Origin of the sequence: Phenylobacterium sp., from assembly GCF_036501465.1 — a bacterium.
GTDB lineage: Bacteria > Pseudomonadota > Alphaproteobacteria > Caulobacterales > Caulobacteraceae > Phenylobacterium.
In genome coordinates, this window is record NZ_DASYAF010000089.1 from 1 (window position 1) to 20649 (window position 20649).

Genomic DNA, 20649 nt, shown 5'->3' on the forward strand with positions numbered 1-20649 from the left:
CCGCGCCGCCCAGGATGATGAACAGCACGATGGCGGTGACCTTGATCAGCGCGAACCAGTACTCGAAGGTCCCGAAGTTCTTCACCGAGCGGGTGTTCAGGAAGATGATCGCGCCGGCGAACCCCAGCGACCAGACCCACACCGGAATCCCCGGGAACCAGAAGCCCATATAGGTTCCCGACGCCACCGCGTCGCCGCCCACCGCCACCACCTGGCAGAACCAGTAGGTCCAGCGCACCAGGTAGCCGGCCCAGGGGTTGAGGTAGGTCTCGGCATAGACCCCGAACGAGCCGGCGGCGGGGTGCATCACCGCCATCTCCGACAGGCTGCAGACCATGACCACGGCGATGAAGGCGGCGATGGCGTAGCTGATCACCACTGACGGGCCCGCGTAGCCGATGGCGATGCCCGAGCCCATGAACAGGCCGGTGCCGATCGCCCCGCCCAGGCCCATCATGGTGATCTGGCCGCGCGTCAGGGCCTTGTGCAGCCCGGCCTCGCGCTCGACAATCGCATCTTCGTCGGTCACGCCGCCCCCACAGACCCAACAGGACTTCCCGCCTCATGAACGCAGGTTCGCCCTCCGCCACAAGAGCACAGTTTTGAGCGGCGAGATCGATTGGGCGGCGTTCCGCGCCCTGTTCCCGACGTTGCAACACAAGGCCTATCTGGCCAGCGGCTCCTACGGCCTGCTGGCGACGCCGGTGGAGGCGGCCATGCGCCGCTACCTCGACGACCGGCTGGAGAAGGGCGTCGACTGGGGCGGCTGGGGCGAACGGCAGGAGGCGGTGCGCGCCGCCGTGGCCGGCCTGCTGAACGCCGATCCGGACGAGATCGCGGTCACCACCTCGGCCTCGGCCGGCATCAACGCCCTGGCCAGCGCGCTGGACTTCTCGGGACCGCGCAACAAGGTCGTGGTCTCCAACCTGGAGTTCCCCACCGGCGCGCAGATCTGGCACGCCCAGGCGCCGCGCGGCGCGGTGGTCGAGCACGTCCCCGAAGCCGCCGATGGGACCGTGCCGCTGGCGCATTTCGAGCGCGCGATCGACGAGCGGACCAGGCTCGTCCAGATCACCCACGTCTGCTACCGCAACGGCGCCAGGATCGACGTGGAGGGCGTCGTGAAGCTGGCCCACGCACGCGGCGCGATGGTGCTGCTGGACGCCTTCCAGTCAGCCGGCGCTGTGGATATCGACGTGGCGAAACTCGGCGTCGACTTCACGGTCGGCGGAATGCTGAAGTACCTCTTGGGCACGGCCGGCGTCGCCTACCTCTACGTGGCGCGGCGGCACATCGAGCCCCTGACGCCCACGGTCAGCGGCTGGTTCGCCCAGGCCGACATCGCCGCCATGGACATCTTCGCCAACACGCCCTCGCCCACCGCCCGGCGCTTCGAGGCCGGCACGCCGCCGGTGCCCAACTGCTACGCCGCCGAAGCTGGGATCGGCCTGATCCGCCGGACCGGCGCACGCGCCATCGAGGCCCGCATCCGCGCGCTGACCGGCGAGGCCATGGACCGCCTGGCCGCGGCCGGCTGCACGCTCGCCACCCCGCGCGACGACGCACGGCGCGGGCCGCAGGTGGCGATCCGCTCGACGGACGCCGCGGCCATGACCGAACGGCTCGCCGAGCGCGGCGTCGTGGTCTCGTGGCGGGAAGACAAGGTCCGCGCGATGTTCCATGCCTACAACGACGGCGGCGACATCGACGCGCTTGTGGAAGGCCTCACCGCCAATCGGGACCTGCTGGCGTAGGGCGCTGTTACCGGCCAATCTAGGGCCAGTTCAGTTGCGAATTTGGGGGACGATCCGGATGAAGAAGTTGGCGCTTCTGGCGGCCTGCGCGGCCGGCCTGGCGATGGCGACGGGCGCGCATGCGGCAAGCTATGCGATCGAGCACGTCACCCTGATCGACGGCCTGGGCCACGCCCCGCAGCGCGACATGACCGTCGAGGTCGAGGGCGACAAGATCACGGCCATCACGCCCAGCGTCCTCGCCAAGTCGCCGAAGGGGAAGGTGATCGACGCCCACGGCAAGTACCTGATGCCCGGGCTGATGGACGTGCATATCCACCTGCACGGCGGCGTGGACAATGCGACCGACACCGCCGAGAGCCGCACCGCCGCGCTCGCCAGCTACCTCTATTCCGGCGTCACCACGGTCTATGACGCGGGAAACCAGGTGGGCAACATCCTGCCGCTGCGCGCCGCCGAGCGGGCCGGCAAGATCCTCAGCCCACGCATCTTCTGCACCGGCAACCTGATCACCTATCCCGGCAGCCACGGCTCGGGCATGGCGGTCACCGTTTCCGACTTCGAGAAGGACAGGGACAAGCTCGACAAGCAGATCGCCGAGCAGCAGCCGGACATCATCAAGCTGACCCTGGAGGAGGAGGGCTGGGGCGCGCGGCCGATGATCACCCTCATGCCCGAGCCGCTGCTCAGGGACATCATCCGCTACTACAACCTGCACGGCATCCGCACGACGATCCACATCTCGTCGGAACTGCGCGCCGAGGAGGCGATTTTCGCCGGCACCGACAGCCTGGCGCATCCGGTGATCCAGGGCCCGGTCAGCGACAGCTTCGTCAAGCTGATGGCGGCCAAGAAGACGCCGTTCGCCAGCACGCTGACCATCGGCGAGAACTACAGCCGCCTGGCCGAGCATCCGGAATTCCTCGACCAGCCGCTCTATGCGGCGAGCTTCAGCCCCGCCGACCGCCAGACTCTGAAGACCAAGGTCCGCGCCGAATACCAGGCCCGGATGTGGACCGCCTGGATGAAGCTGATGACCCCGGTCGCCGAGGAGAACGTCCGCAAGGTCTGGGCCGCCGGCGGGGTGGTGGCGGCGGGCACCGACCAGTCCAGCGGCCCGGCCCTGCAGCGCGAGCTGGAGCTGCTGGTCGCCGCCGGCATCAAGCCGTTCGACGTGCTGACCATCGCCACCCACAACGGCGCGGTGCTGCTGGGCAAGGCCGACACCCTGGGCTCGGTCGAGCCCGGCAAGATGGCCGACCTGTTGCTGCTCAACGCCGACCCCACCGCCAGCATCGAGAACGTCAAGAATATCGCCTTCGTGATGAAGGGCGGCGAGATCATCGACGAGTCCAAGCTGCCGATGGCGGGGGGGCCGCAAAGGCGGCGGTGGACGCCCTGACCCGGTTGTCCCGGCGAAAGCCGGGACCCATGCGGCGCCAGGGACTGGCGTCACAGTTTGAGATCCACCCTGGAACTCAGCTTGGGTCCCGGCTTCCGCCGGGACAGCCTGTCTAGGCTCAGGCCGGCAACTCGACTTGGAGAAGCTCCAGGTCGGCTGACGCCCCGTTGATCCCCCACGCCTCGCCGGCCGGAATGACAAAGGCGTCGGCGGGGCCGAGCGCGTGGGCGCCGCGGCAGTCGAGGCTCGCCGACCCCGCCAGCAGGAAGCCGAACATCAGCTCGCCCGCAAACGGCGTCGCCGAGAAACCCGTCGCGCCGGCGGGCCGCACGGTGCGGCAGTCGGCGAGACCCGCGGTAGCGCGCGCCATGCCGGTCCCGCGCACCTCGAAATCCGGGTAGGCGGACGCCGTCCAGGGCGTGTCGGCCGCCACCGCGTGCAGGAACCGCTGGCCACCGTAGTCGCGCTCGCGGTCCAGCCGGCCGGTCGGCAAGGTCATGGCGTGGTCGGCCAGGGTTTCGTGCAGGGCCGGGCAGCCCAGCTCCACCACTTCGAAGGCCGGCGAACTCTCCAGCACCCGGTGGCGGATGCGCGGCGGCTGCAGCACGCAGTCGCCGGCCCGCATCAGGAAGGGTTCGCCCTGGTCCTCGTAGACCAGCCGGGCCCAGCCCTGGCGGCAGAAGATCATCTGGAAGCGGATCTTGTGGAAATGCACCCAGTCGGAGACCGGCCCGCCCTCAGGGATCGCGATGTGCGAGGCGATGAAGCGCCCGCCGAGCCGGCCCGGGATCAGGTCGCGGTAGAGCATGCCCGCGCGGCCCTCGCCGGCGCCGGGGCCATCCCCCACGCGGGTCACGATGAACTCGGACTGCAGCGGCGGGACCTCGATCGGCGGGTCGGGATCGACGAATTCGATCCGCGTGCCATTGGGCGCGGCCAGCGAGCGTGGCTGGCTCCCCTCGGATTCCAACGGGATGCGCAGCGTTCCCGCCTCGCCGACCCCGGGTTCCAGCCGCAGCCGCAGGCCGTGGCCGGACAGGCTCGCCACCTTGGGGTCGTCGGCCGGGAAGATGGTCTCGATCCGGAAGCCGAGCTCCTGGGTGAAGAACCGCAGGGTGGGCGCGAGGTCGTCGCAGCGGATCAGGACTTCGGCGGTCTGGCTCATCGCCACCGATGCTAACCGCGCCCGCCCGCGGCGCCTACGGCGGCAACTATCGACATTCGAAGTGTCACTATATACTGTGCCGCCGGAAAACGCGGGAGAGGCGTCATGAAGCTGTGGTCCTGGCTGTTGGCCGTGGTGCTGGCGATCTGCGCCGCCCTCGGCCTGGCCTATATGAACCGCGAGACCGTCTTCGCGATGATCGCCCACTCGAAGCTGCCGCACGTGGGGCCGAACCATCCAGTGACCTGGGCCGAGGGCCCGGCCGCGCCGCCGCCCGGGCGCCGGCGGCCGAACGTGGTCTTCATCCTGGCCGACGACATGGGCTTCAACGACATCACCTTCCGCGGCGGCGGCGTGGCGCGCGGCGCGGTGCCCACGCCCAACATCGACTCCATCGGCCGCCAAGGCGTCGACTTCCTGAACGGCTATTGCGGCAACGCCACCTGCGCGCCGTCGCGCGCGGCGATCATGACCGGCCGCTATCCCACCCGCTTCGGCTTCGAGTTCACGCCCGCGCCGGTGGGCTTCGAAAAGATGGTCGGAACGGAATCCCAGCCCGGCGACGTCGTGAAGCCGAAGTTCTTCAAGGACCGCCTGGCAGAGATGCCGGCCGGCTCGACCGCCGCCAAGGCCGAGGCGGTGGACGTGCTGTCGGTCCCCTCCAGCGAGATCACCATCGCCAAGCTGCTGCAGGGCCAGGGCTACCACACCCTGCACTTCGGCAAGTGGCACCTGGGGGGCCTGAAGGGCTCGCGGCCGGAGGACATGGGCTTCGACGAAAGCCTGGGGTTCATCGCCGGCGCCTCCATGTACCTGCCCGAGCACGACAAAGACGTGGAGAACTCCAAGCAGCCCTGGGACCCGATCGACCGCTTCCTGTGGCCCAACCTGCCCTATCAGGTGCAGTTCAACGGCGGGCCGATGTTCGCGCCGAAGGGCTACATGACCGACTACCTGACCGACGAGGCGGTGAAGGCGATCCACGCCAACAAGAACCGGCCGTTCTTCATGTACTTCGCGCCCAACGCCATCCACACGCCGCTGCAGGCCAAGAAGGAGGATTTCGACGCCCTGCCGCAGATCAAGGACCACCGCCTGCGGGTCTATGGCGCCATGGTGCGCAACCTCGACCGCAACGTCGGCCGGATCCTGAAGGAGCTGCACGACGACGGGCTGGACGACAACACGCTGGTGATCTTCACCAGCGACAACGGCGGCGCCGGCTACATCGGCCTGCCCGAGATCAACATGCCCTACCGGGGCTGGAAATCGACCTTCTTCGAGGGCGGCATCCACGCGCCGTTCTTCATGCGCTGGCCGGGCCAGATCGCGCCGGGGTCGCACTACCAGTATCCGGTCGGCCACGTGGACATCTTCGCCACCGCCGCCGGCGCGGCCGGCGCGCCGCTGCCGAAGGACCGGGTGATCGACGGCGTCGACCTCATGCCCTTCATCCAGGGCAAGCAGGCGGGCCGGCCGCACCAGACGCTGTTCTGGCGCTCGGGCCAGTACAAGGTCGTCCTCGACGGCGACTGGAAGCTGCAGTCCAGCGAGGCGCAGCACAAGGTCTGGCTCTATGACCTGTCGACCGATCCCACCGAGAAGCACGAGCTCTCCAAGGCCCAGCCGGAGCGGACCCGCACCATGCTGGCCCTGATCGCCGCCCAGGACGCCCAGAGCGTCAAGCCGCTGTGGCCGTCGCTGCTGCAGGGGCCGGTGTTCATCGACCACCCGAGCGGCGTGCCGCAGAAGAAGGGCGAGGAGTATATCCTCTGGGACAACTAGGTTGGAGCAGGTCTGGGGGGACCGTCCGATGAGCAGCTTCCTGCCGCCGTCCACCAACGGCGCGTACCGTGGCGCCCGAAGCGCCGTCTGGTTCCTGGGCCTGGTCACCCTGCTGACCCTGGGCCCGGCGCTGATCCACAGCTTCGCGCCCAGCGGCGGGGCCGAGGGGATCGCCGGCCTCGACCTCGGCGACCGACGCGACGTGGTGGTGGGCGTCTTCGCCTGGGAGGGCGCGACCCAGCTGGCTTTCGGCTTGGCCATGCTGGCCGTGGTCCTGCGCTACCGCCCGCTGACCCCGCTGTTCCTGGCCCTGGTGATCGTCGAGCGCGGCCTGATGAGCCTGCAGGCCTGGGTGCTGAAGCCGCCGGCGGACGGCCACCACCCGCCCGAACACTACGGCAGCCCGGTCACCGTGGCGCTGGCCCTGGTGTTCCTGGCGCTGTCGCTGCGACCGCGCCGCTAGTCCTCCAACGGCTTGCGGCGCGAGGGGAAGAAGCCGCTCAGCGCGAACCAGAGGTCCCAGCCGAACCACAGGGCGAGCGCCGGAGGGCCCAGGACGATCGCGGCCTGCCTGGCGAGCGCCTTGGCGATCCTCACCGGCGCGGTGTCCGGCGCCTCGGGAATCGGCCCCAACGTGGACCGCGCGCGTGGCGGCGGCCTGAAGGCCTGGGCTTCCGCGACGGCGTGGCGGATCGGCGTCACGCTGAAGCCCGCCGCGACGACCACATAGAACGCGGCGGCGATCATCCAGGCCGAAAGCAGCCTGGACCCGGGACGGCTCCGAGGACGGGTCATGGCCGTGCGGATCGGACATTCCGCGGGCTCTGTCCACCCCGCGGCCTGCGTCGCGTTGGCCCAGGCCCTGCCCGCTAGAACCCGGCGCCCGGCTTGGTGCGGATGTTGAGCTGGCCGGCGAGACCAGCTTTGCGGTGGTGTTCGATGGCGTGCATTTCGCCTGACATCGCCATGGTCCGGAACGCCTCCAGCGACGGGTATTCGGCCAGCGCCACCACGTCCCAGAGTTCTTCCACCTCGCCCAGCATCAGGCCGGTGACACGGCCCTGGTAACGGATCTTGCCGCCCAGGCCCTCGACCAGCTTCCGCACGCCCTCGCCGTAGAGCATGTAGGCCTGCTCGCCGCTCAGGCCGCGGTCGCCGTCGTCGTATCGCGCGCGGTCGTGGAACTTCAGCAGGTTGACCATCACGAACGGCCCGTCCTCGGCGCCGCCGAAGAATTCCATCGCCCTCTGCGGCGTCGGCAGGACCTGGTTCTCGACCTTCATCAGCCGAACCCCTGCAGCCGCCGGGTGATCATGGCGTCCACGATGTCCGTGATCTCGTCCGGGCTGTCCTCCTGCAGGAAATGACCGCCGGAGAGGGTGACGTGCGGCTGGCCGCTCGCGCCGGGCACGCGGTCCTGGAACGCCTTCTCCCCGCCGCGGGTCACCGCATCGCCGTCCGAGAAGGCGGTCAGGAACGGCCTGTCGAAGCGCGAGAGCGCCTCCCAGGCCGCCTTGTTCTCCTCAACCGAGGCCTGGCTGGCGTCCACCGGCACCAGCAGCGGGAACTGCCGCGCGCCCTCCTTGTAGCGCTCGTCCGGGAACGGGGCGTCGTAGGCGGCGACCTCGGCGGGCGTCAGGTCACGGCCGGTCCCACCGTTGACGATGAAGCCCACCGGGAACTGGGGTGTGGACATGGAGAAGTCGCGCCAGGCCTTGAAGCCGTCGGTCATGCCCGCGCCGACCGGCAGGCCGGTGTTGGCCGCCACCACGCCGGCGAACATCTCCGGGAAGGCCGCCACCAGGCGAAGCCCGATCAGCCCGCCCCAGTCCTGGCAGAACAGGGTAACGTCCTCGAGCTCCAGCTGCTGCAGCCAATGGCTCATCCAGGCCACGTGGCGCTCATAACTATAGTCTTCCCGGGACGCCGGCTTGTCGGAGCGGCCGAAGCCGATCAGGTCCGGGGCGATCACCCGGCGGCCCCGGGCGGCGAGGCCGGCGATGATCTTGCGGTAGAGGTAGGCCCACGACGGCTCGCCATGCATCAACAGCACCGGGGCGCCGTCGGCCGGCCCCTCGTCCACATAGTGCAGCCGCAGGTCCGTCCCGTCGGCGTCCGTGACCGTCGCGTAGCGCGGCGCACAGGCCCAGCCGTCCAGCCCCTCGAACCGCGCGTCCGGCGTCCTCAAAACCTGCATCCTGCGTCCCCGATTGACTCTGCGACCTCAAGGCCGAATATAGTGACATTCTAAGTGTCACTATATAGCATGGCCGTCAAGTCGAGGACGGCCGCGACGATTCAACCGAATTCCGCTAGGGACTCGCCATGACCGAAGCCATCGCCCTCTCCGGCGCGCCGGGTTCGCCCTACACCCGCAAGATGCTGGCCGTGCTGCGCCACCGGCGCATCCCCTACCGCTTCATGCTGCCGAACAACCCGGCGCTGCGCGACCTGCCCAAGCCCAAGGTGCAGTTGCTGCCCACCTTCTACCTGCCAGATGAGGCCGGCGAGCTGCAGGCGGTCACCGATTCCACGCCGCTGATCCGCCGCTTCGAGCGCGAGTACGAGGGCCGCAGCCTGATCCCGCCGGACCCGGCGCTGGCCTTCGTGGGCGAGCTGATCGAGGACTATGCGGACGAGTGGCTGACCAAGGCCATGTTCCACTATCGCTGGGCCTATGACCCCGACATCGCCAAGGCCTCGGCGATCCTGCCCTGCTGGCGCGGCTACTCCATCCCGGACGCGGAGCTGGCCCAGGCCGGCGCCTTCTTCGCCCAGCGCCAGATCGGACGGCTGCGCTATGTAGGCTCCAACGCGGTGACCGGGCCGGTGATCGAGGCCAGCTACCGACGCTTCCTCGCGGCCTTCGAGGACCACCTGCGCCTGTTCCCCTATCTGATGGGCGCGCGCCCGGGATCGTGCGACTTCGCCGTCTATGGCCAGCTCACCCAGCTGGTGGACTTCGATCCGACGCCGGCGGCCCTGGCGCTTTCCGTCGCGCCCAGGGTCAGCGCCTGGGTTGGCATGATGGAGGATCTCTCGGGCCTGGAGCCCGCCGAGGGCGACTGGCTGCAGATGGCCGACCTGCCGGCCACCCTCACGGCCATCCTGGCCGAGATCGGCCACGTCTACCCGCCGGTGATGCTGGCCAACGCCCAGGCCGTGGCCGCCGGCGCGGCCGAGGTCACGGCGGAAGTCGACGGCCAGCCCTGGAGCCAGCAGCCCTTCGTCTACCAGGCCAAGTGCCTGGGCTGGCTGCGTGAGGCGCACGCCGCCCTGCCCTCCCAGGTGCGGCCGCAGGTGGACGCGGTGCTGGCGCCGGCGGGGCTTTCGGGGCTATTCGCTTAGGACATCAAATGAGTCCCGCCGCCGTCCACAGAGTGATCGCGCCCGAGGCGGCCGCCGACGGTCGCCGCCGTCGCGGCCAGGACAACCGCGCGCGCATCGTGGCCGCCATGCTGGACATCATCCACGCCGGCGACATGGCCCCCAGCGCCGAGCAGGTGGCCCAGCGCGCCGACGTGGGCCTGCGCACCGTGTTCCGCCACTTCCAGGACATGGACAGCCTGTTCCGCGAGATGTCGGTGGTGATCATGGGCGAGCTGGAGGCGGCGGCCGCCACGCCGTTCCGCTCGGAAGCCTGGCGCGACCGGGTGCTGGAGCTGGTCGAGCGCCGCGGCTGGGCCTTCGAGAAGGTAGGCCCCTTCCTGCGCGCCACCACCCTGCTGCGCCGCCGCTCGAAGTACATGGACGTCGACCACGAGCAACTGGTGAAGGCGCTGCGCGAGATCCTGAAGCAGCAGCTGCCGCCGGTGGTGGCCCGCGACCAGTTGAAGGTCGAGGCGCTTGACCTGCTGCTGAGTTTCGAGGCCTGGTCGCGCCTGCGCCGCGAGCAGGGCCTTTCGCCCAAGCGCGCGCAGGAAACCCTGGAGGCCGCGGTCCGCCGCCTCCTCGACTGACAAGCCAGCTGGCGCGGGCGGCTGGCAAAACGCGTTATGTCACCGGTTTCCGTGCAAACGCACGCTTTGTCCCCAATAAACAAGTTTCTGTCCCCGATAAACAAGCGGCGCTGTCGTTAACCATCTAGGGACAGCGCGCCGAATCACCCCCGCCGGGATCGAGCGCCAGGCGTCCCCGCCCAGCTCCTTCACAGGGTGATCCGTCCAGAAAAACCCATCTTGAGACGGACGCCTGCAATGCGCCCAGAGTTTCCGCACGACCGGATCCCGGTCGACCGTTCCGACGTCGGTGAAGCCACTGGCGAGACCGCCCGCGGCGCCGCGGCGCGCGACCTCATCGACCTGCTGGCGGTGATCATCGGCGTCTGCGAGTCGCTCAACTCGGGCCTCGCCCAGTCACCGCAGCACGCTGAGCTCGCCCGGGTGGGCCTGCTGGCCGCCGATCGCGCCGTGACCCTGGCGGCCAAGCTGCGCGCCCAGCCCTCCGCCGCGCAGGCCGCCACCGCGCCGACCCCGGCCGCCCAGGCCCGCGCGCTCGCCCTGCAGGCCGTCGCCGTCGCTCCGGTGCGCAAGGTGCTGCTGGTCGAGGATGACCCGGACCTGCTCAACCTGCTTACCGCCGCCTTCATCCGCGAGGGCTTCGAGACCTACGCCGCGCACAACGGCCGCCTGGGCGTCGACCTGCTGAAGACCCTGCAGCCGGACCTGATGGTCACCGACATCGTCATGCCGGAGATGGAAGGCATCGCCGCCATCATCGAGGCCCGCCGCGCCTCGCCGCACACCCGGGTGATCGCCATCTCCGGCGGTGGCCACTACGGCAAGAGCCGCAACTTCCTGGCCTGGGCCCACGAACTGGGCGCCGAGGAGGTGCTGGCCAAGCCGTTCCGCATGTCGTCCCTGATCACCGCCGCGCGGGTGGTGCTGGACCGTCCTGCCGCCCCGATCCCGGCCAACGAAACCACGCCACGGCGCGACGCCCTGCCGGCGTCGCTGCAGGCCCACCATCGCTAGGACGTCCGCCCCGACCCCATCGCAGGCGCCCGTCCGCGACGCGCCGATCCCCTGCTGCATCCCCCAACAGCCTTCCAGACCCGGAGCCTTGAAAATGCGCGTACTGCTGATCGAAGACGACCGTTCGGCCGCCCGCAGTGTCGAACTGCTGCTGAGCGCCGAGAAGTTCAACGTGGAGGTCGCCTCGGAGGGCGAGGAAGGCCTCGAGCTGGCGCAAGCCTACGACTACGACGTCATCCTGCTCGACCTGAACCTGCAGGACATCAGCGGCATGGACGTGCTGCGCGGCCTGCGCCGGGCCGGCGGCAAGACCCCGGTGGTCATGCTGACCGGCTCGGCCGACGTGGCGGTCAAGGTGCGCGCCTTCTCGGGCGGAGCCGACGACTACATCGTCAAGCCGTTCCACAAGGACGAGCTCACCGCGCGCCTGCGCGCCGTGATCCGCCGCTCCTCGGGCCACGCCGATTCGATCATCACCATCGGCGACGTCAGCCTGAACCTCGATGCGCGGACCGTGCATGTGAACGGCCACCGCGTCCACCTGACGGGCAAGGAGTACCAGACGCTCGAACTGCTGGCGCTCCGCCGCGGCAAGACCCTGCACAAGGACGTCTTCCTCACCAGCCTCTACGGCGGGATGGACGAGCCCGGCGGCAAGATCATCGACGTCTTCATCTGCAAGCTGCGCCAGAAGCTCGCCTCGGCCACCGACCGCCAGCATATCGAGACCGTCTGGGGCGGCGGCTATGTGATGCGCGACCCTGACGAGATCGCCTCGCCGTCCGTGGCCGCCTGACCGCGCCCGGTGGCGGCGATGCGATCAGGCGGTGACGACCGATGCGCCGGCGCCCGTCCGCGTGCGGCCGCCGATGGCGCGATAGCGGCTGGCGCTGCAATCGAAGTGGCGCTTGAACCAGTGGCCGAACGCCGAAAGGCTGCTGAAGCCCAGGGTCTCGGCCACGTTCTGCATCGGCCGGTCACTGTTGGCGAGCAGGGTCGTGGCCAGCTCGCCCCGCGCGCCTTCCAGGATCTCGGTGAAGGACGTGCCCTCCAACGCCAGCCGGCGGTGCAGGGTGCGGCGGTCCATCCCCAGCCGGTGCGCCACGCGGTCGGCCGTGCAGCCGCCGTTGGGCAGCATCGACAGGATCAGGTCCACCACCTGGCCGCGCAGGGTCGCCGAACGTCCCGCCGCCAAGTGCTCCAGATAGCGGTTGAGCGGCGCGGCCATGCCCGGGTCGCCGATCACGCTGGGCTTGTCCAGGTCGCAGCGGTCGAGGAGCAGGCCGAAAACCTCCTGGTTGAACAGCGGCGTCATGCCGAAGAAGCGCCGGCAGCCTTCGAGGCTGCGCGGCGCGGCGTGCAGGAAGCGGATCTCCCGAGGTCGCCAGCCCGGGCCGCACAGGTCGCGCAGCAGCCGAAAGCCGATGCCCATGATCAGCTCGCCGCCCTGGCGGTCCGTCCAGCCGGCCATGCCGAAGCTGAGCAGGGTGTCCTCGCCCTCGTCCTCCAGCCGCACGCGCAGCAGTTCGTTCTGCAGCCAGGCGTACTGCACCAGCATCTCCATGGCCCTGCGCGCCGTGGGCTGATTGCGCAGCGCCAGGCCGATGACGCCCATGGTCGACATGCCCCGGTTGGCGGCCATGCGCAGGCCGAAGTCCTCGGTCCGCGACCGCTCCGCCGCCAGTTCGAGAAGCTGCGACATCGCCTTGGACGGGACGCGCATCTCCGTGTCGGAGAGCGCCTCGCGCGGCACGCCGGCCTCGGCGGCCAGGCGATGGGGATCGAGCCCCAGGCCGCGCGCGGTCTCCACAAAGCCGGTCAGGACGGCGCTGCGTCCAAGGTCTGGCATTCGGCCCCCGCCGATGTTCGCCGAACCATGAGCCGCGCCGTGTCCCGACAAATCAAGCGGCTGGGCGGGACTGCGACAAAATGATCCCGCCCGAACCCCCGCCGCTTGCCCTCGCCGATCGCGGCGCCGCGCCGTCCGGCGACGAGCGCCAGGCCCGGCTCTTCCAGGCGCAGAAGCTGGAGGCGATCGGTCAGCTGACCGGCGGCATCGCCCACGACTTCAACAACCTGCTGGCCATCGTGATCGGTTCGACCGAGGCGCTCAGCCAAGCGCTGGAGGCCGACCGCGAGCTTGGGCCCGTGGCCCGCATGGCCCTGGACGCCGCCGAGCGCGGCGCCGAGCTGGTGGCCCGGTTGCTCACCTTCGCGCGCAGCCAGCCGACGGCGCTGGAGCCCGTCGACTGCGGCGGCTTCCTGGACGAGATGGCCTTGGTGCTGCGCCGCGTGCTGGGTGAGGCGGTCCGCGTGCGCGTGCAGGTGACAGACGCACCGCTCCACTGCCTGGCCGACCGCACCCAGCTCACCTCGGCGATCCTCAACCTCGCCGTCAACGCCCGCGACGCCATGCCGAACGGCGGCGTGCTGACCCTGGCGGCGGAGCGGCGGAGCGGCCCAAACGGTCGGGATGAGGCGCTGATCACCGTCAGCGACACCGGCGAAGGCATGACGGCCGAGACGCTGGCGCGGGCGAGCGAGCCCTTCTTCACCACCAAGCCTGTGGGCGAGGGCACGGGCCTGGGCCTCAGCATGGTGAGCGGCTTCGCCCGCCAGTCGGGCGGACGGCTGGAGATCGGCTCCGCCCCCGGCCGCGGCTGCGCGGCGCGGCTCTTCCTGCCCTGCGGCGAGACCGCCGGGATCGCGGTTCAGCCGACCGCCGCCCTGGCCGCGGACTGAATCTCCGGCCCCGTCACCGCCGCCAGCAGCGCCCCGAACAGAGCTTCCACGTGGATCGGCTTGGACACCACATCGCTGATGCCGGCGGCCCGGTAGGTTTCCGGCTGATAGGTCGTAGCATTGGCGGTCACCGCGATGATGGGGGTCGGAGCGCGGCCCAGCGCGGTCTCCCGGTCACGGATGGCGCGCGCGGCGGAAAGGCCGTCCATCCAGGGCATCTGGATATCCATCAGGATCACGTCCCACTGGCCGGATTCCCAGGCGGCGACGACCTCCAGGCCGTTCTTCACCAGGATCGGCTCGACGCCGATCTGGGCCAGCAGCGCCGTCAGCACGGCCTGGTTCACGGCGTTGTCCTCGGCGGCCAGGACCCGCAGCGGCGCATGGGCTTCGGCCGACGCAAGCGTCGCCGGTATGGCCGCAGGGACAGGATCGCGCATCGTGACACTCCGTCGGTTCCCCTCAAGGGTCGGCGACGGTCGATAATTCATCGTTAAAAGTGGGAATAAATGGGAATCGGGAGGCAGCCTCCGAGAAGCAGCGCGTGAGAAGAATGCCCGCCCGCCGGTCAGCCGGGGGCGCGGCCGAAGGTCAGCAGATCGGTGGCCAGCGCATCGTCGCCGGTGATCTTGCGCAGGGCGTGCTGCAATACCCGGGTCACGTCGCGCAGGCGTTCGTGCTCCACGTCCGCCAGCAGGCCGGCGTTGAACTCCTTGAGGATCGCCACAGCGCGTATATAGGTCTCTTCGCCCAGGTCGGTGAGCGCGAGGATGACCTGCCGCCGGTCATGCCCGGGAACCGAACGCTGGATGAAGCCGCGCATCACCAGCTGGTCCACGGCCCGGGAGAGTGTCGTGCGTTCCACGGTCGAATAGCGGGCGAGCTGGCTCATGGTGCAGCCGTCCAGCCGGCGGATGATCGCCAGCGACCGCCAGAGCGCGACGGTCAGGCCGGCCGGTTTCAGGATCCGGTCGAACTGCAGGTCCCGCTGACGGGCGGTCTGGAACACCAGGTAGAAGAAGTACTCGGGCGCCCCCAGCGGGAACTCGCCCTCCGGATCGACGGAGTTGTCCCGGTTCCTGCGGGCGGCAGCCGATCGGGTCTCGGGTTTCGAGGGCAACATGAGACGTGCAATCAAATGCAATTCGTTCGCATTTACAATGCAGAACCAGATAATTCGTTACGCAGATAGGTGCATATGCACATTTTCAGTATCGATTAACCGCCAAGCATTATGCCGCCTTAATCCCCCTCGAACGGGGGCCGGAAAGAGGACGGTCGTGCACGAGACCCTGGCGGTGGCCAATGCCGAACAACGCGGCGTTCAGGCCGATCTTAGCGCCGAGATCCACGCCGCCCTGGCGCTGAGCCGCGCGACCCTCCAGGCCCTCGCCGCCCTGTCCGACGCCGCCCAGGCCGCCGCCGAAACCGCCCTGGAAGACGAGGCCGACCGCGCCGCGCCCGGCGCCCGCGGGATCGTCGAGGACGCCCGCGACCGGATGCAACGCGCGCCGGCCGAAGCGCGCCTTTCCCTGGCGATACGCCAGGCGCTGGTCGCCGCCGCCGACGCCCTGCCGAGCGCCTGCGTGGCCTGAGGCCTCCGCGCTGATCGCGAAGCTTTGCGGGTTAGAGGTCCGCCGGCGTGAACAGCGCGCGCACCTGCGCCAGGCCGGCCAGGATCGAGGCGGCGCCCTCTTCCCGCCCGTTGGCCAAGAGGCGGATGCCGTCCACATGCACGTCCACAGCCGACCAGTTGGCCTTTTCGCCAAGACGGAAGCCATGCAGCAGGTCGCACAGGCTGCAGGCCGCCTCCGCCAGCGGCTCCATCCCGTAGACCCCGGCCACGCCGAAGATGGCGTTCGATAGGTTGTAGAGCCGCTCCAGCAGTTCGGCGACGTCGCCCGTGCGATCGCCGCCGGCCAGGGTGGCCAACTGCTCGGCCTTGATCGCCAGGGCGGCGACGCATTGGTCGCGCACGGCTTCGATCCGGTGCTCGGCGCCGCGCACGGCTTCGTCGATCGTCTTGCCGCCGGGCTGGCGCGCCAGGCGGGCGAGCTTGTTGTCCACCTTGAACACGCGCGCGGGATTGAGGCTGGTCATCGAGCGACGGCTTTCGGCTGGAACAGGGCGTCGATCTCGTCCTGCTCGAGGTTGGGGGTGGTGGCCGCGCCGACCTCCACCGACAGGTCGTCGTGGCGGCGGCCCTTCATGCCGACGGGCGGGCCGAGCGATCGGACCCGGCGGTCCGGCCCGCAGTAGCCCGGCGAGGTGACGAAGGCGCGCGGATCGGACAGCAGCCAGACGATGCGCTGCATCATCACCAGCGGCGCAACCGGCTTGCGAACCACGAAGCTCGCGCCCGCATCGCGACCGCGGAAGATCTGCGAGGGCGTGGTGTGGCCGGTGATCAGCAGGCTCGGCGCCCAGGCGTTGGGCGAGCCGCAGCGGCGCAGCCACTTGATGAAGTCGTAGCCGTCGCTGTCGCCCAGGTCGCTGTCGATGACCATCAGGTTCAGTTCGCGCTCGCCGACGATGGTCATGGCCTCGGCGCCGGTGGCGCAACGCCGCGGCATCTGCACGCCGAAGCCGGCGAACATCTGCACCATCACCTCCAGGCCGTCAGGATCGCCGCCGGCGATCAGCACCTCGGCGGTGGAGAGGTTGACGCGTTCCTGCTGGCGCAGCGGCAGTCCGCCCATCTCACGCCTCGAAGAGCTGCAGTTCGCCGCTGTCCGGCGCTTCGGCGGCCGCCGTATCGGCCGCGCCCGGCGGCAGGCCGCCCAGGCGGCGCGCCTGCTCGGCGAGCGTCAGGCCCATCACCGCGGCGTGGACATCGGTGGTCACGCCCTGCGGCGCGGTGGCGGCGATCACCCGCAGGAAGGCGGCCAGGCCGGCCAGCCGCTGGCTGAGCAGGTCCGCCGCCTGAGCCTCGGTGAGGAAGTCCGCGTCGGGCGCGCCCCGCGCCTCGGTGACGCGGGCGATGGCGTGCTGCAGCCGCTCGCTGAGCGCGGCGAGCTCGGCAAGCTCCGCGACGGCCAGGTGCAAGGGCTCGGAAAGCGGCCGCAAGATCGGCCTGTCGTGAAGGCGCCCGGAAGCCGTCGCCGTGGCGGTCGCGGCGGCCATCAGAACAGCTCCATGTCGCCGCCGGCCTGTTCCGGCGCGGGCGCGGGCGGCGGACGCTCGGCGGCGAACACCTGCTGGCCGGAAGCCTCCAGCAGCACCTGGCGGGCGCGTCCGCTCACCGGCCAATACTGGATGCGGCGCGCGCGCTGGCCGCGCAGCGAGCCGCCAACGTAGGTCAGGCCCTCGTCGCGCGCGAAACGCTCGGCGAAGGCGGCGTTCTGCGAGCCCACGTCGGTGAGCCCCTCGATCAGCCGCGCGCCGCCGAACAGCTTGATCTCCAGCCGGTCGCGCCGCGCGCCGCGGCGCAGCAGGGCGTTGACCAGAAGTTCCATCGACTGGACGCCGTAGCGCAGGCCTTCGCCGCCGTTTCCGGAGGACGTCTCGCCAGGCAGGAGGAAATGGTTCATGCCGCCGACGCCCGCCGCCGGATCGCGCACGCACGCGGCCACGCAGGATCCGAGGATCGTGGTCAGCACCAGGTCCGCGTCGCTCGACACGTGGTACTGGCCCTGGATCACATGGACCTTGCGCAGCTCGGACCCCTCGCGCGAGGGCGCCCGCTCCGGCTCCTGGGCGAAGGTGAAGCTCATCAGTTGAGCGCCCCGAAGACCGCTTCGATCTTTTCCCGGAGCGTGGCCACGGTGAACGGCTTCACCAGGTAGTTGTTGACCCCGAACTGCACGGCGCGCTGCACCAGCTCCTTGTCGGCGCGGCCGGTGAGCATGATGAAGGCGGTCTTCTGGATCGGCGGGTGGGCGCGCACGGCGCGCAGCAGGCCCAGGCCGTCCAGCTTGGGCATGTTGAAGTCGCTGATCACCAGGTTGATCGGCCGGCTCAGCATGTGGCGCAGGCCGTCCTCGCCGTCGTTGGCTTCGTGGATCGCCTTGAAGCCGAGCTCCTGCAGGCCGCTGCGCACGAGCGAGCGGATGGTCTGCTGGTCGTCGACCACGAGGCAGGTGAGTGTCGAGGCGGCGGGCATCAGCTGACCCCTTCCCGGATGGAGTGTTGCAGGATGGCGCCAGCGATCTTTTCCAGCGGAAGCTGGCGTTCGACGGCGCCGATTTCGAAGGCGGCCTTGGGCATGCCGTAGACCACGCTGGTGGCTTCGTTCTGGCCCAGGGTCCCGCCGCCGGCCTCGCGGATGGCGAGCAGACCGCGGGCGCCGTCGCGGCCCATGCCGGTCAGGATCACGCCCACCGCCCGGGCTTTGGCCACGCGGGCCACGGACTCGAACAGCCTGTCGACCGAGGGACAGTGGCCGTTGACCGGCGGTCCCGGCGTGACGCGGCAGCGCAGGTGGTTGACCCCGTCGATCTCCAGGTGGCTCTCGCCGCCCGGGGCCAGGAACACCTTGCCCGGCGCCAGCGGGTCGCCGTCGCGGGCCTCGCGCACCTCGGCCGCGCAGGCGCGGTTCAGGCGTTCGGCGAAGCTTTTGGTGAAGGTCGCCGGCATGTGCTGGGTGATCACCGTCGGCGGACAGTTGGCCGGCAGGCGCTCGACGATGGCCAGCAGGGCCTCGACCCCGCCGGTGGACGAGCCGATCGCCACGATCCGGTCGCCCGGGTCGAAGCCGCCGGCGGGCTCGGGCGGATTGGCCGGCGCGCGCAGAGGGCGAACCTTCGCCTGCGCCGCGGCGCGCAGCTTCTCGGGCAGGGCGTCGAAGGCCTTGGGCGTGGCGGCGGTGGGCTTGGCGACGCAATCGACGGCGCCCAGCTCGAGGGCCGCCAGCGTCACCTCCGCGCCGCGGGTGGTGAGCGTCGAGACCATCACCACCGGCATGGGGCGCAGCCGCATCAGCCGTTCCAGGAAGTCGAGGCCGTTCATGTTCGGCATCTCGACATCCAGGGTGAGGACGTCAGGGTTCAACGCCTTGATGGCGTCGCGGGCCTGCAGGGGATCGGCCGCCTCGCCCACCACCTCGAAGTCCGGATGGGCCGAAAGCGTCACGGCGATCAGCCGGCGCATGGTGGCGGAATCGTCGACGATCAGGACACGGATCATCGGGCGACCTCCCCGGCGCGCGGCATGGAGGTCAGCCGGTAGGTGGTGATGCCGTCGGGCGTGAAGTTCTGGGCGGCGGGGCCGGCCACGCGCTCGGAGTGGCCGATGTAGAGCCGGCCCTCCAGCGGCAGCAGGCCCGCGAAACGGCTCCAAAGCCTGGCCTGGGTGTCGTCGTCGAAGTAGATCGCGACGTTGCGGCAGAAGATGGCGTCGAACCGGCCCTTCATCGGCCAGTCGGCGATCAGGTTCAGCTCGTTGAAGGTGATCAGCGCGCGCGCCTCCTCGGCGATGCGCGAATAGCCAGGCCGGCCGGGGACGACCGTGGTCCAGCGCCTGCGATGCTCTTCCGGCATGCCGGCCAGGAGGGAGTCGCTATAGACCGCCTCGCGCGCCTCGCGCACGACGTTGGGGTCGATGTCGGTGGCCAGGATCCGGAAGTCCAGGTTGGCGAGGTCAGGCGCCATGGCCAGCGCCGTCATGGCGATGGAATAGGGCTCCTGGCCGCTGGAACAGGCCGCCGACCAGATGCGCGCGCGCGCGCCGGCCCGCGCAGCCGCCAGCAGCTTCGGCAGCAGCTGGTCGCGCAGGTGGTCGAAGTGGTGCGGCTCGCGGAAGAAGCGGGTGACGTTGGTGGTCAGCGCCGCCAGCATCTTCTGGCGCTCGTCGACGCCGTCGGCGGTCGCGACCAGGGCGCAGTAGTCCTGGAAGCTCTGGATGCCGAGCGCGCGCAGCCGTTTGGCCAGCCGCGAATAGACCAGGGTGGCCTTGGTCTCGGGCAGGGCGATTCCGGCGTCGCCATGCACCATGGCGGCGATCTTGCGGAAGTCCCCCTCGGTGAAGAGGAATTCGCCTTCGACCATGGCCGGACCGCCTTGGGCCTTCATGACAGGCTGGGCGCTCATGCGGCTTCGAGGTCGAGGTCCGGCAGCACGCGCTCCAGGCCGATCAGGCTGATCATCCGCCCGTCGATGGCCAGCAGGCCACGGACGAAGGTCTTGGCGGTGTCGGAAGCGACGTCGGGGGTCGGCTGGATCACCTCGTCGGTGACGGTGAGGATGTCGCTGACCGCGTCGACCAGCAGGCCCACGACCTGCTCGCCGATCTGGGCGACGATGATCACGTGGCGGTCGGTGGTCTCCGAACCCTCGAAGCCCAGGCGCGCGGCCAGGTCGACGATCGGCAGCACGGCGCCGCGCAGATTGATCACCCCACGGACGAAGGCCGGCGATTGCGGGAGCGCGGTCGCCGCGGTCCAGCCGCGGATCTCGCGGACGGCCATGATGTCCACGCAGAATTCCTGGGCGCCGATCCGGAACGAGATCAGCTCACGCAGGGACCCTGCGGTCGGATTGGTCTGGGCCTGGGAGGGGGAATGAGTCTGGCTCATGGGTTCAACCTGTTGCCGCCAAGCGCTTTTCGGCGCGGAGAGTGTCAGCGCCACGGGAGACCGCGACGATGGTGTCGATGTCGAGGATCAGCGCCACGCGGCCGTCGCCCAGGATGGTCGCGGCGGCCACGCCCGGCACCTGCCGATAGTTGGCCTCGAGGCTCTTGATGACCACCTGGCGCTGGCCCTGGATGGCGTCGACCAGCAGGGCCGCGCGCGCGCCGCCCTCGCCTTCGATCAACAGCGCCACGCCCTGCGTCGCGTCCATCGGGTTGGCGCGGTAGCCCAGCGCCATGCCCACGTCGATCAGCGGGGTG

27 protein-coding genes are annotated in these 20649 nt (G+C 70.0%); 10 read left to right on the forward strand and 17 right to left on the reverse strand.

Going from position 1 to position 20649, the window contains the following annotated elements:
• On the reverse strand, window positions 1–529 hold a 529-nt coding region (locus VGL85_RS09070; protein WP_331588266.1), incomplete at its 3' end, for an amino acid permease.
• Window positions 530–602: 73 nt separating this feature from the next.
• On the opposite strand from VGL85_RS09070, the gene VGL85_RS09075 reads away from it, so the two are divergent.
• Together VGL85_RS09075 and VGL85_RS09080 are read left to right on the forward strand one after the other, a co-directional pair.
• A complete protein-coding gene (locus VGL85_RS09075; protein ID WP_331588268.1) occupies window positions 603–1754 on the forward strand; it encodes an aminotransferase class V-fold PLP-dependent enzyme in 1152 nt (383 codons plus the stop codon).
• A 58-nt stretch (window positions 1755–1812) separates the two neighbouring features.
• Window positions 1813–3156: an amidohydrolase family protein gene (locus VGL85_RS09080; RefSeq protein WP_331588270.1), complete on the forward strand. Its 1344-nt coding sequence runs from the start codon at window positions 1813–1815 to the stop codon at window positions 3154–3156.
• A gap of 118 nt (window positions 3157–3274) precedes the next feature.
• Here the strand turns inward: VGL85_RS09080 and VGL85_RS09085 are convergent, their stop codons facing one another.
• Window positions 3275–4321: a hypothetical protein gene (locus VGL85_RS09085; RefSeq protein WP_331588272.1), complete on the reverse strand. Its 1047-nt coding sequence runs from the start codon at window positions 4319–4321 to the stop codon at window positions 3275–3277.
• 105 nt (window positions 4322–4426) lie between these two features.
• Here VGL85_RS09085 and VGL85_RS09090 point away from each other — a divergent pair, with 105 nt between their 5' ends.
• A complete protein-coding gene (locus VGL85_RS09090) occupies window positions 4427–6106 on the forward strand; it encodes a sulfatase-like hydrolase/transferase (RefSeq protein ID WP_331588274.1) in 1680 nt (559 codons plus the stop codon).
• 28 nt (window positions 6107–6134) lie between these two features.
• Entirely contained in the window at window positions 6135–6569 is a 435-nt protein-coding gene (locus tag VGL85_RS09095) for a hypothetical protein (protein WP_331588276.1), read from the forward strand.
• On the opposite strand, the gene VGL85_RS09100 is transcribed toward VGL85_RS09095, so the two are convergent.
• The 3 genes from VGL85_RS09100 to VGL85_RS09110 all read right to left on the reverse strand — a co-directional run bounded on the left by VGL85_RS09100 (window position 6566) and on the right by VGL85_RS09110 (window position 8303).
• Complete coding sequence (locus VGL85_RS09100) at window positions 6566–6901, reverse strand: hypothetical protein (RefSeq protein ID WP_331588278.1); 336 nt, start codon at window positions 6899–6901, stop codon at window positions 6566–6568. The genes VGL85_RS09095 and VGL85_RS09100 overlap by 4 nt on opposite strands.
• Window positions 6902–6975: 74 nt before the next feature.
• Window positions 6976–7389 carry a DUF1330 domain-containing protein gene (locus tag VGL85_RS09105; RefSeq protein WP_331588280.1) on the reverse strand — a complete coding sequence of 138 codons (414 nt, stop codon included), beginning with the start codon at window positions 7387–7389 and terminating at the stop codon, window positions 6976–6978.
• Entirely contained in the window at window positions 7389–8303 is a 915-nt protein-coding gene (locus VGL85_RS09110) for a haloalkane dehalogenase (RefSeq protein ID WP_331588282.1), read from the reverse strand. Before VGL85_RS09110 ends, VGL85_RS09105 begins: the two co-directional genes overlap by 1 nt.
• A 128-nt stretch (window positions 8304–8431) precedes the next feature.
• On the opposite strand from VGL85_RS09110, the gene VGL85_RS09115 reads away from it, so the two are divergent.
• From VGL85_RS09115 to VGL85_RS09130, 4 genes are all read left to right on the forward strand, one after another.
• Complete coding sequence (locus VGL85_RS09115) at window positions 8432–9454, forward strand: glutathione S-transferase N-terminal domain-containing protein (RefSeq protein ID WP_331588284.1); 1023 nt, start codon at window positions 8432–8434, stop codon at window positions 9452–9454.
• 8 nt (window positions 9455–9462) lie between these two features.
• On the forward strand, window positions 9463–10065 hold the full coding sequence (locus tag VGL85_RS09120) for a TetR/AcrR family transcriptional regulator (protein WP_331588286.1): 603 nt from the start codon (window positions 9463–9465) through the stop codon (window positions 10063–10065).
• A 237-nt stretch (window positions 10066–10302) separates the two neighbouring features.
• Complete coding sequence (locus tag VGL85_RS09125) at window positions 10303–11079, forward strand: response regulator (RefSeq protein ID WP_331588288.1); 777 nt, start codon at window positions 10303–10305, stop codon at window positions 11077–11079.
• Between the two features lie 94 nt (window positions 11080–11173).
• A complete protein-coding gene (locus VGL85_RS09130) occupies window positions 11174–11875 on the forward strand; it encodes a response regulator transcription factor (protein WP_331588290.1) in 702 nt (233 codons plus the stop codon).
• A gap of 24 nt (window positions 11876–11899) precedes the next feature.
• On the opposite strand, the gene VGL85_RS09135 is transcribed toward VGL85_RS09130, so the two are convergent.
• Window positions 11900–12928, reverse strand: a complete 1029-nt coding sequence (locus VGL85_RS09135; protein WP_331588292.1) for an AraC family transcriptional regulator — start codon at window positions 12926–12928, stop codon at window positions 11900–11902.
• 80 nt (window positions 12929–13008) lie between these two features.
• Between VGL85_RS09135 and VGL85_RS09140 the strand changes: the two genes are divergently transcribed.
• On the forward strand, window positions 13009–13821 hold the full coding sequence (locus VGL85_RS09140) for a sensor histidine kinase (RefSeq protein ID WP_331588294.1): 813 nt from the start codon (window positions 13009–13011) through the stop codon (window positions 13819–13821).
• Here the strand turns inward: VGL85_RS09140 and VGL85_RS09145 are convergent.
• Both VGL85_RS09145 and VGL85_RS09150 read right to left on the reverse strand, forming a co-directional pair.
• Entirely contained in the window at window positions 13791–14261 is a 471-nt protein-coding gene (locus VGL85_RS09145) for a response regulator (protein ID WP_331588296.1), read from the reverse strand. The genes VGL85_RS09140 and VGL85_RS09145 overlap by 31 nt on opposite strands.
• Window positions 14262–14389: 128 nt before the next feature.
• Window positions 14390–14944, reverse strand: coding sequence for a MarR family transcriptional regulator (locus VGL85_RS09150; protein WP_331588298.1), 555 nt, complete (start codon window positions 14942–14944; stop codon window positions 14390–14392).
• Between the two features lie 157 nt (window positions 14945–15101).
• Between VGL85_RS09150 and VGL85_RS09155 the strand changes: the two genes are divergently transcribed.
• Window positions 15102–15416, forward strand: coding sequence for a hypothetical protein (locus VGL85_RS09155; RefSeq protein WP_331588300.1), 315 nt, complete (start codon window positions 15102–15104; stop codon window positions 15414–15416).
• A 31-nt stretch (window positions 15417–15447) separates the two neighbouring features.
• Here VGL85_RS09155 and VGL85_RS09160 read toward each other — a convergent pair whose 3' ends face one another.
• The 9 genes from VGL85_RS09160 to VGL85_RS09200 all read right to left on the reverse strand — a co-directional run.
• Window positions 15448–15921 carry a hypothetical protein gene (locus tag VGL85_RS09160; protein ID WP_331588302.1) on the reverse strand — a complete coding sequence of 158 codons (474 nt, stop codon included), beginning with the start codon at window positions 15919–15921 and terminating at the stop codon, window positions 15448–15450.
• The gene (locus VGL85_RS09165; protein WP_331588305.1) at window positions 15918–16520 is read right to left on the reverse strand and encodes a response regulator; all 603 of its coding nucleotides are present in this window, start codon (window positions 16518–16520) and stop codon (window positions 15918–15920) included. Before VGL85_RS09165 ends, VGL85_RS09160 begins: the two co-directional genes overlap by 4 nt.
• A 1-nt stretch (window position 16521) precedes the next feature.
• Complete coding sequence (locus VGL85_RS09170; protein ID WP_331588307.1) at window positions 16522–16944, reverse strand: hypothetical protein; 423 nt, start codon at window positions 16942–16944, stop codon at window positions 16522–16524.
• On the reverse strand, window positions 16944–17534 hold the full coding sequence (locus VGL85_RS09175) for a chemotaxis protein CheD (protein WP_331588309.1): 591 nt from the start codon (window positions 17532–17534) through the stop codon (window positions 16944–16946). Before VGL85_RS09175 ends, VGL85_RS09170 begins: the two co-directional genes overlap by 1 nt.
• On the reverse strand, window positions 17534–17923 hold the full coding sequence (locus tag VGL85_RS09180; RefSeq protein ID WP_331588311.1) for a response regulator: 390 nt from the start codon (window positions 17921–17923) through the stop codon (window positions 17534–17536). Before VGL85_RS09180 ends, VGL85_RS09175 begins: the two co-directional genes overlap by 1 nt.
• The gene (locus tag VGL85_RS09185) at window positions 17923–18945 is read right to left on the reverse strand and encodes a chemotaxis response regulator protein-glutamate methylesterase (protein ID WP_331588313.1); all 1023 of its coding nucleotides are present in this window, start codon (window positions 18943–18945) and stop codon (window positions 17923–17925) included. Before VGL85_RS09185 ends, VGL85_RS09180 begins: the two co-directional genes overlap by 1 nt.
• A complete protein-coding gene (locus VGL85_RS09190; protein WP_331588315.1) occupies window positions 18942–19847 on the reverse strand; it encodes a protein-glutamate O-methyltransferase CheR in 906 nt (301 codons plus the stop codon). The genes VGL85_RS09185 and VGL85_RS09190 overlap by 4 nt, the downstream gene beginning before the upstream one ends.
• Complete coding sequence (locus tag VGL85_RS09195) at window positions 19844–20332, reverse strand: chemotaxis protein CheW (protein ID WP_331588317.1); 489 nt, start codon at window positions 20330–20332, stop codon at window positions 19844–19846. Before VGL85_RS09195 ends, VGL85_RS09190 begins: the two co-directional genes overlap by 4 nt.
• Window positions 20333–20336: 4 nt before the next feature.
• Window positions 20337–20649 (reverse strand): chemotaxis protein CheW (locus tag VGL85_RS09200; protein ID WP_331588319.1); only part of this gene is annotated, 313 nt, incomplete at its 5' end.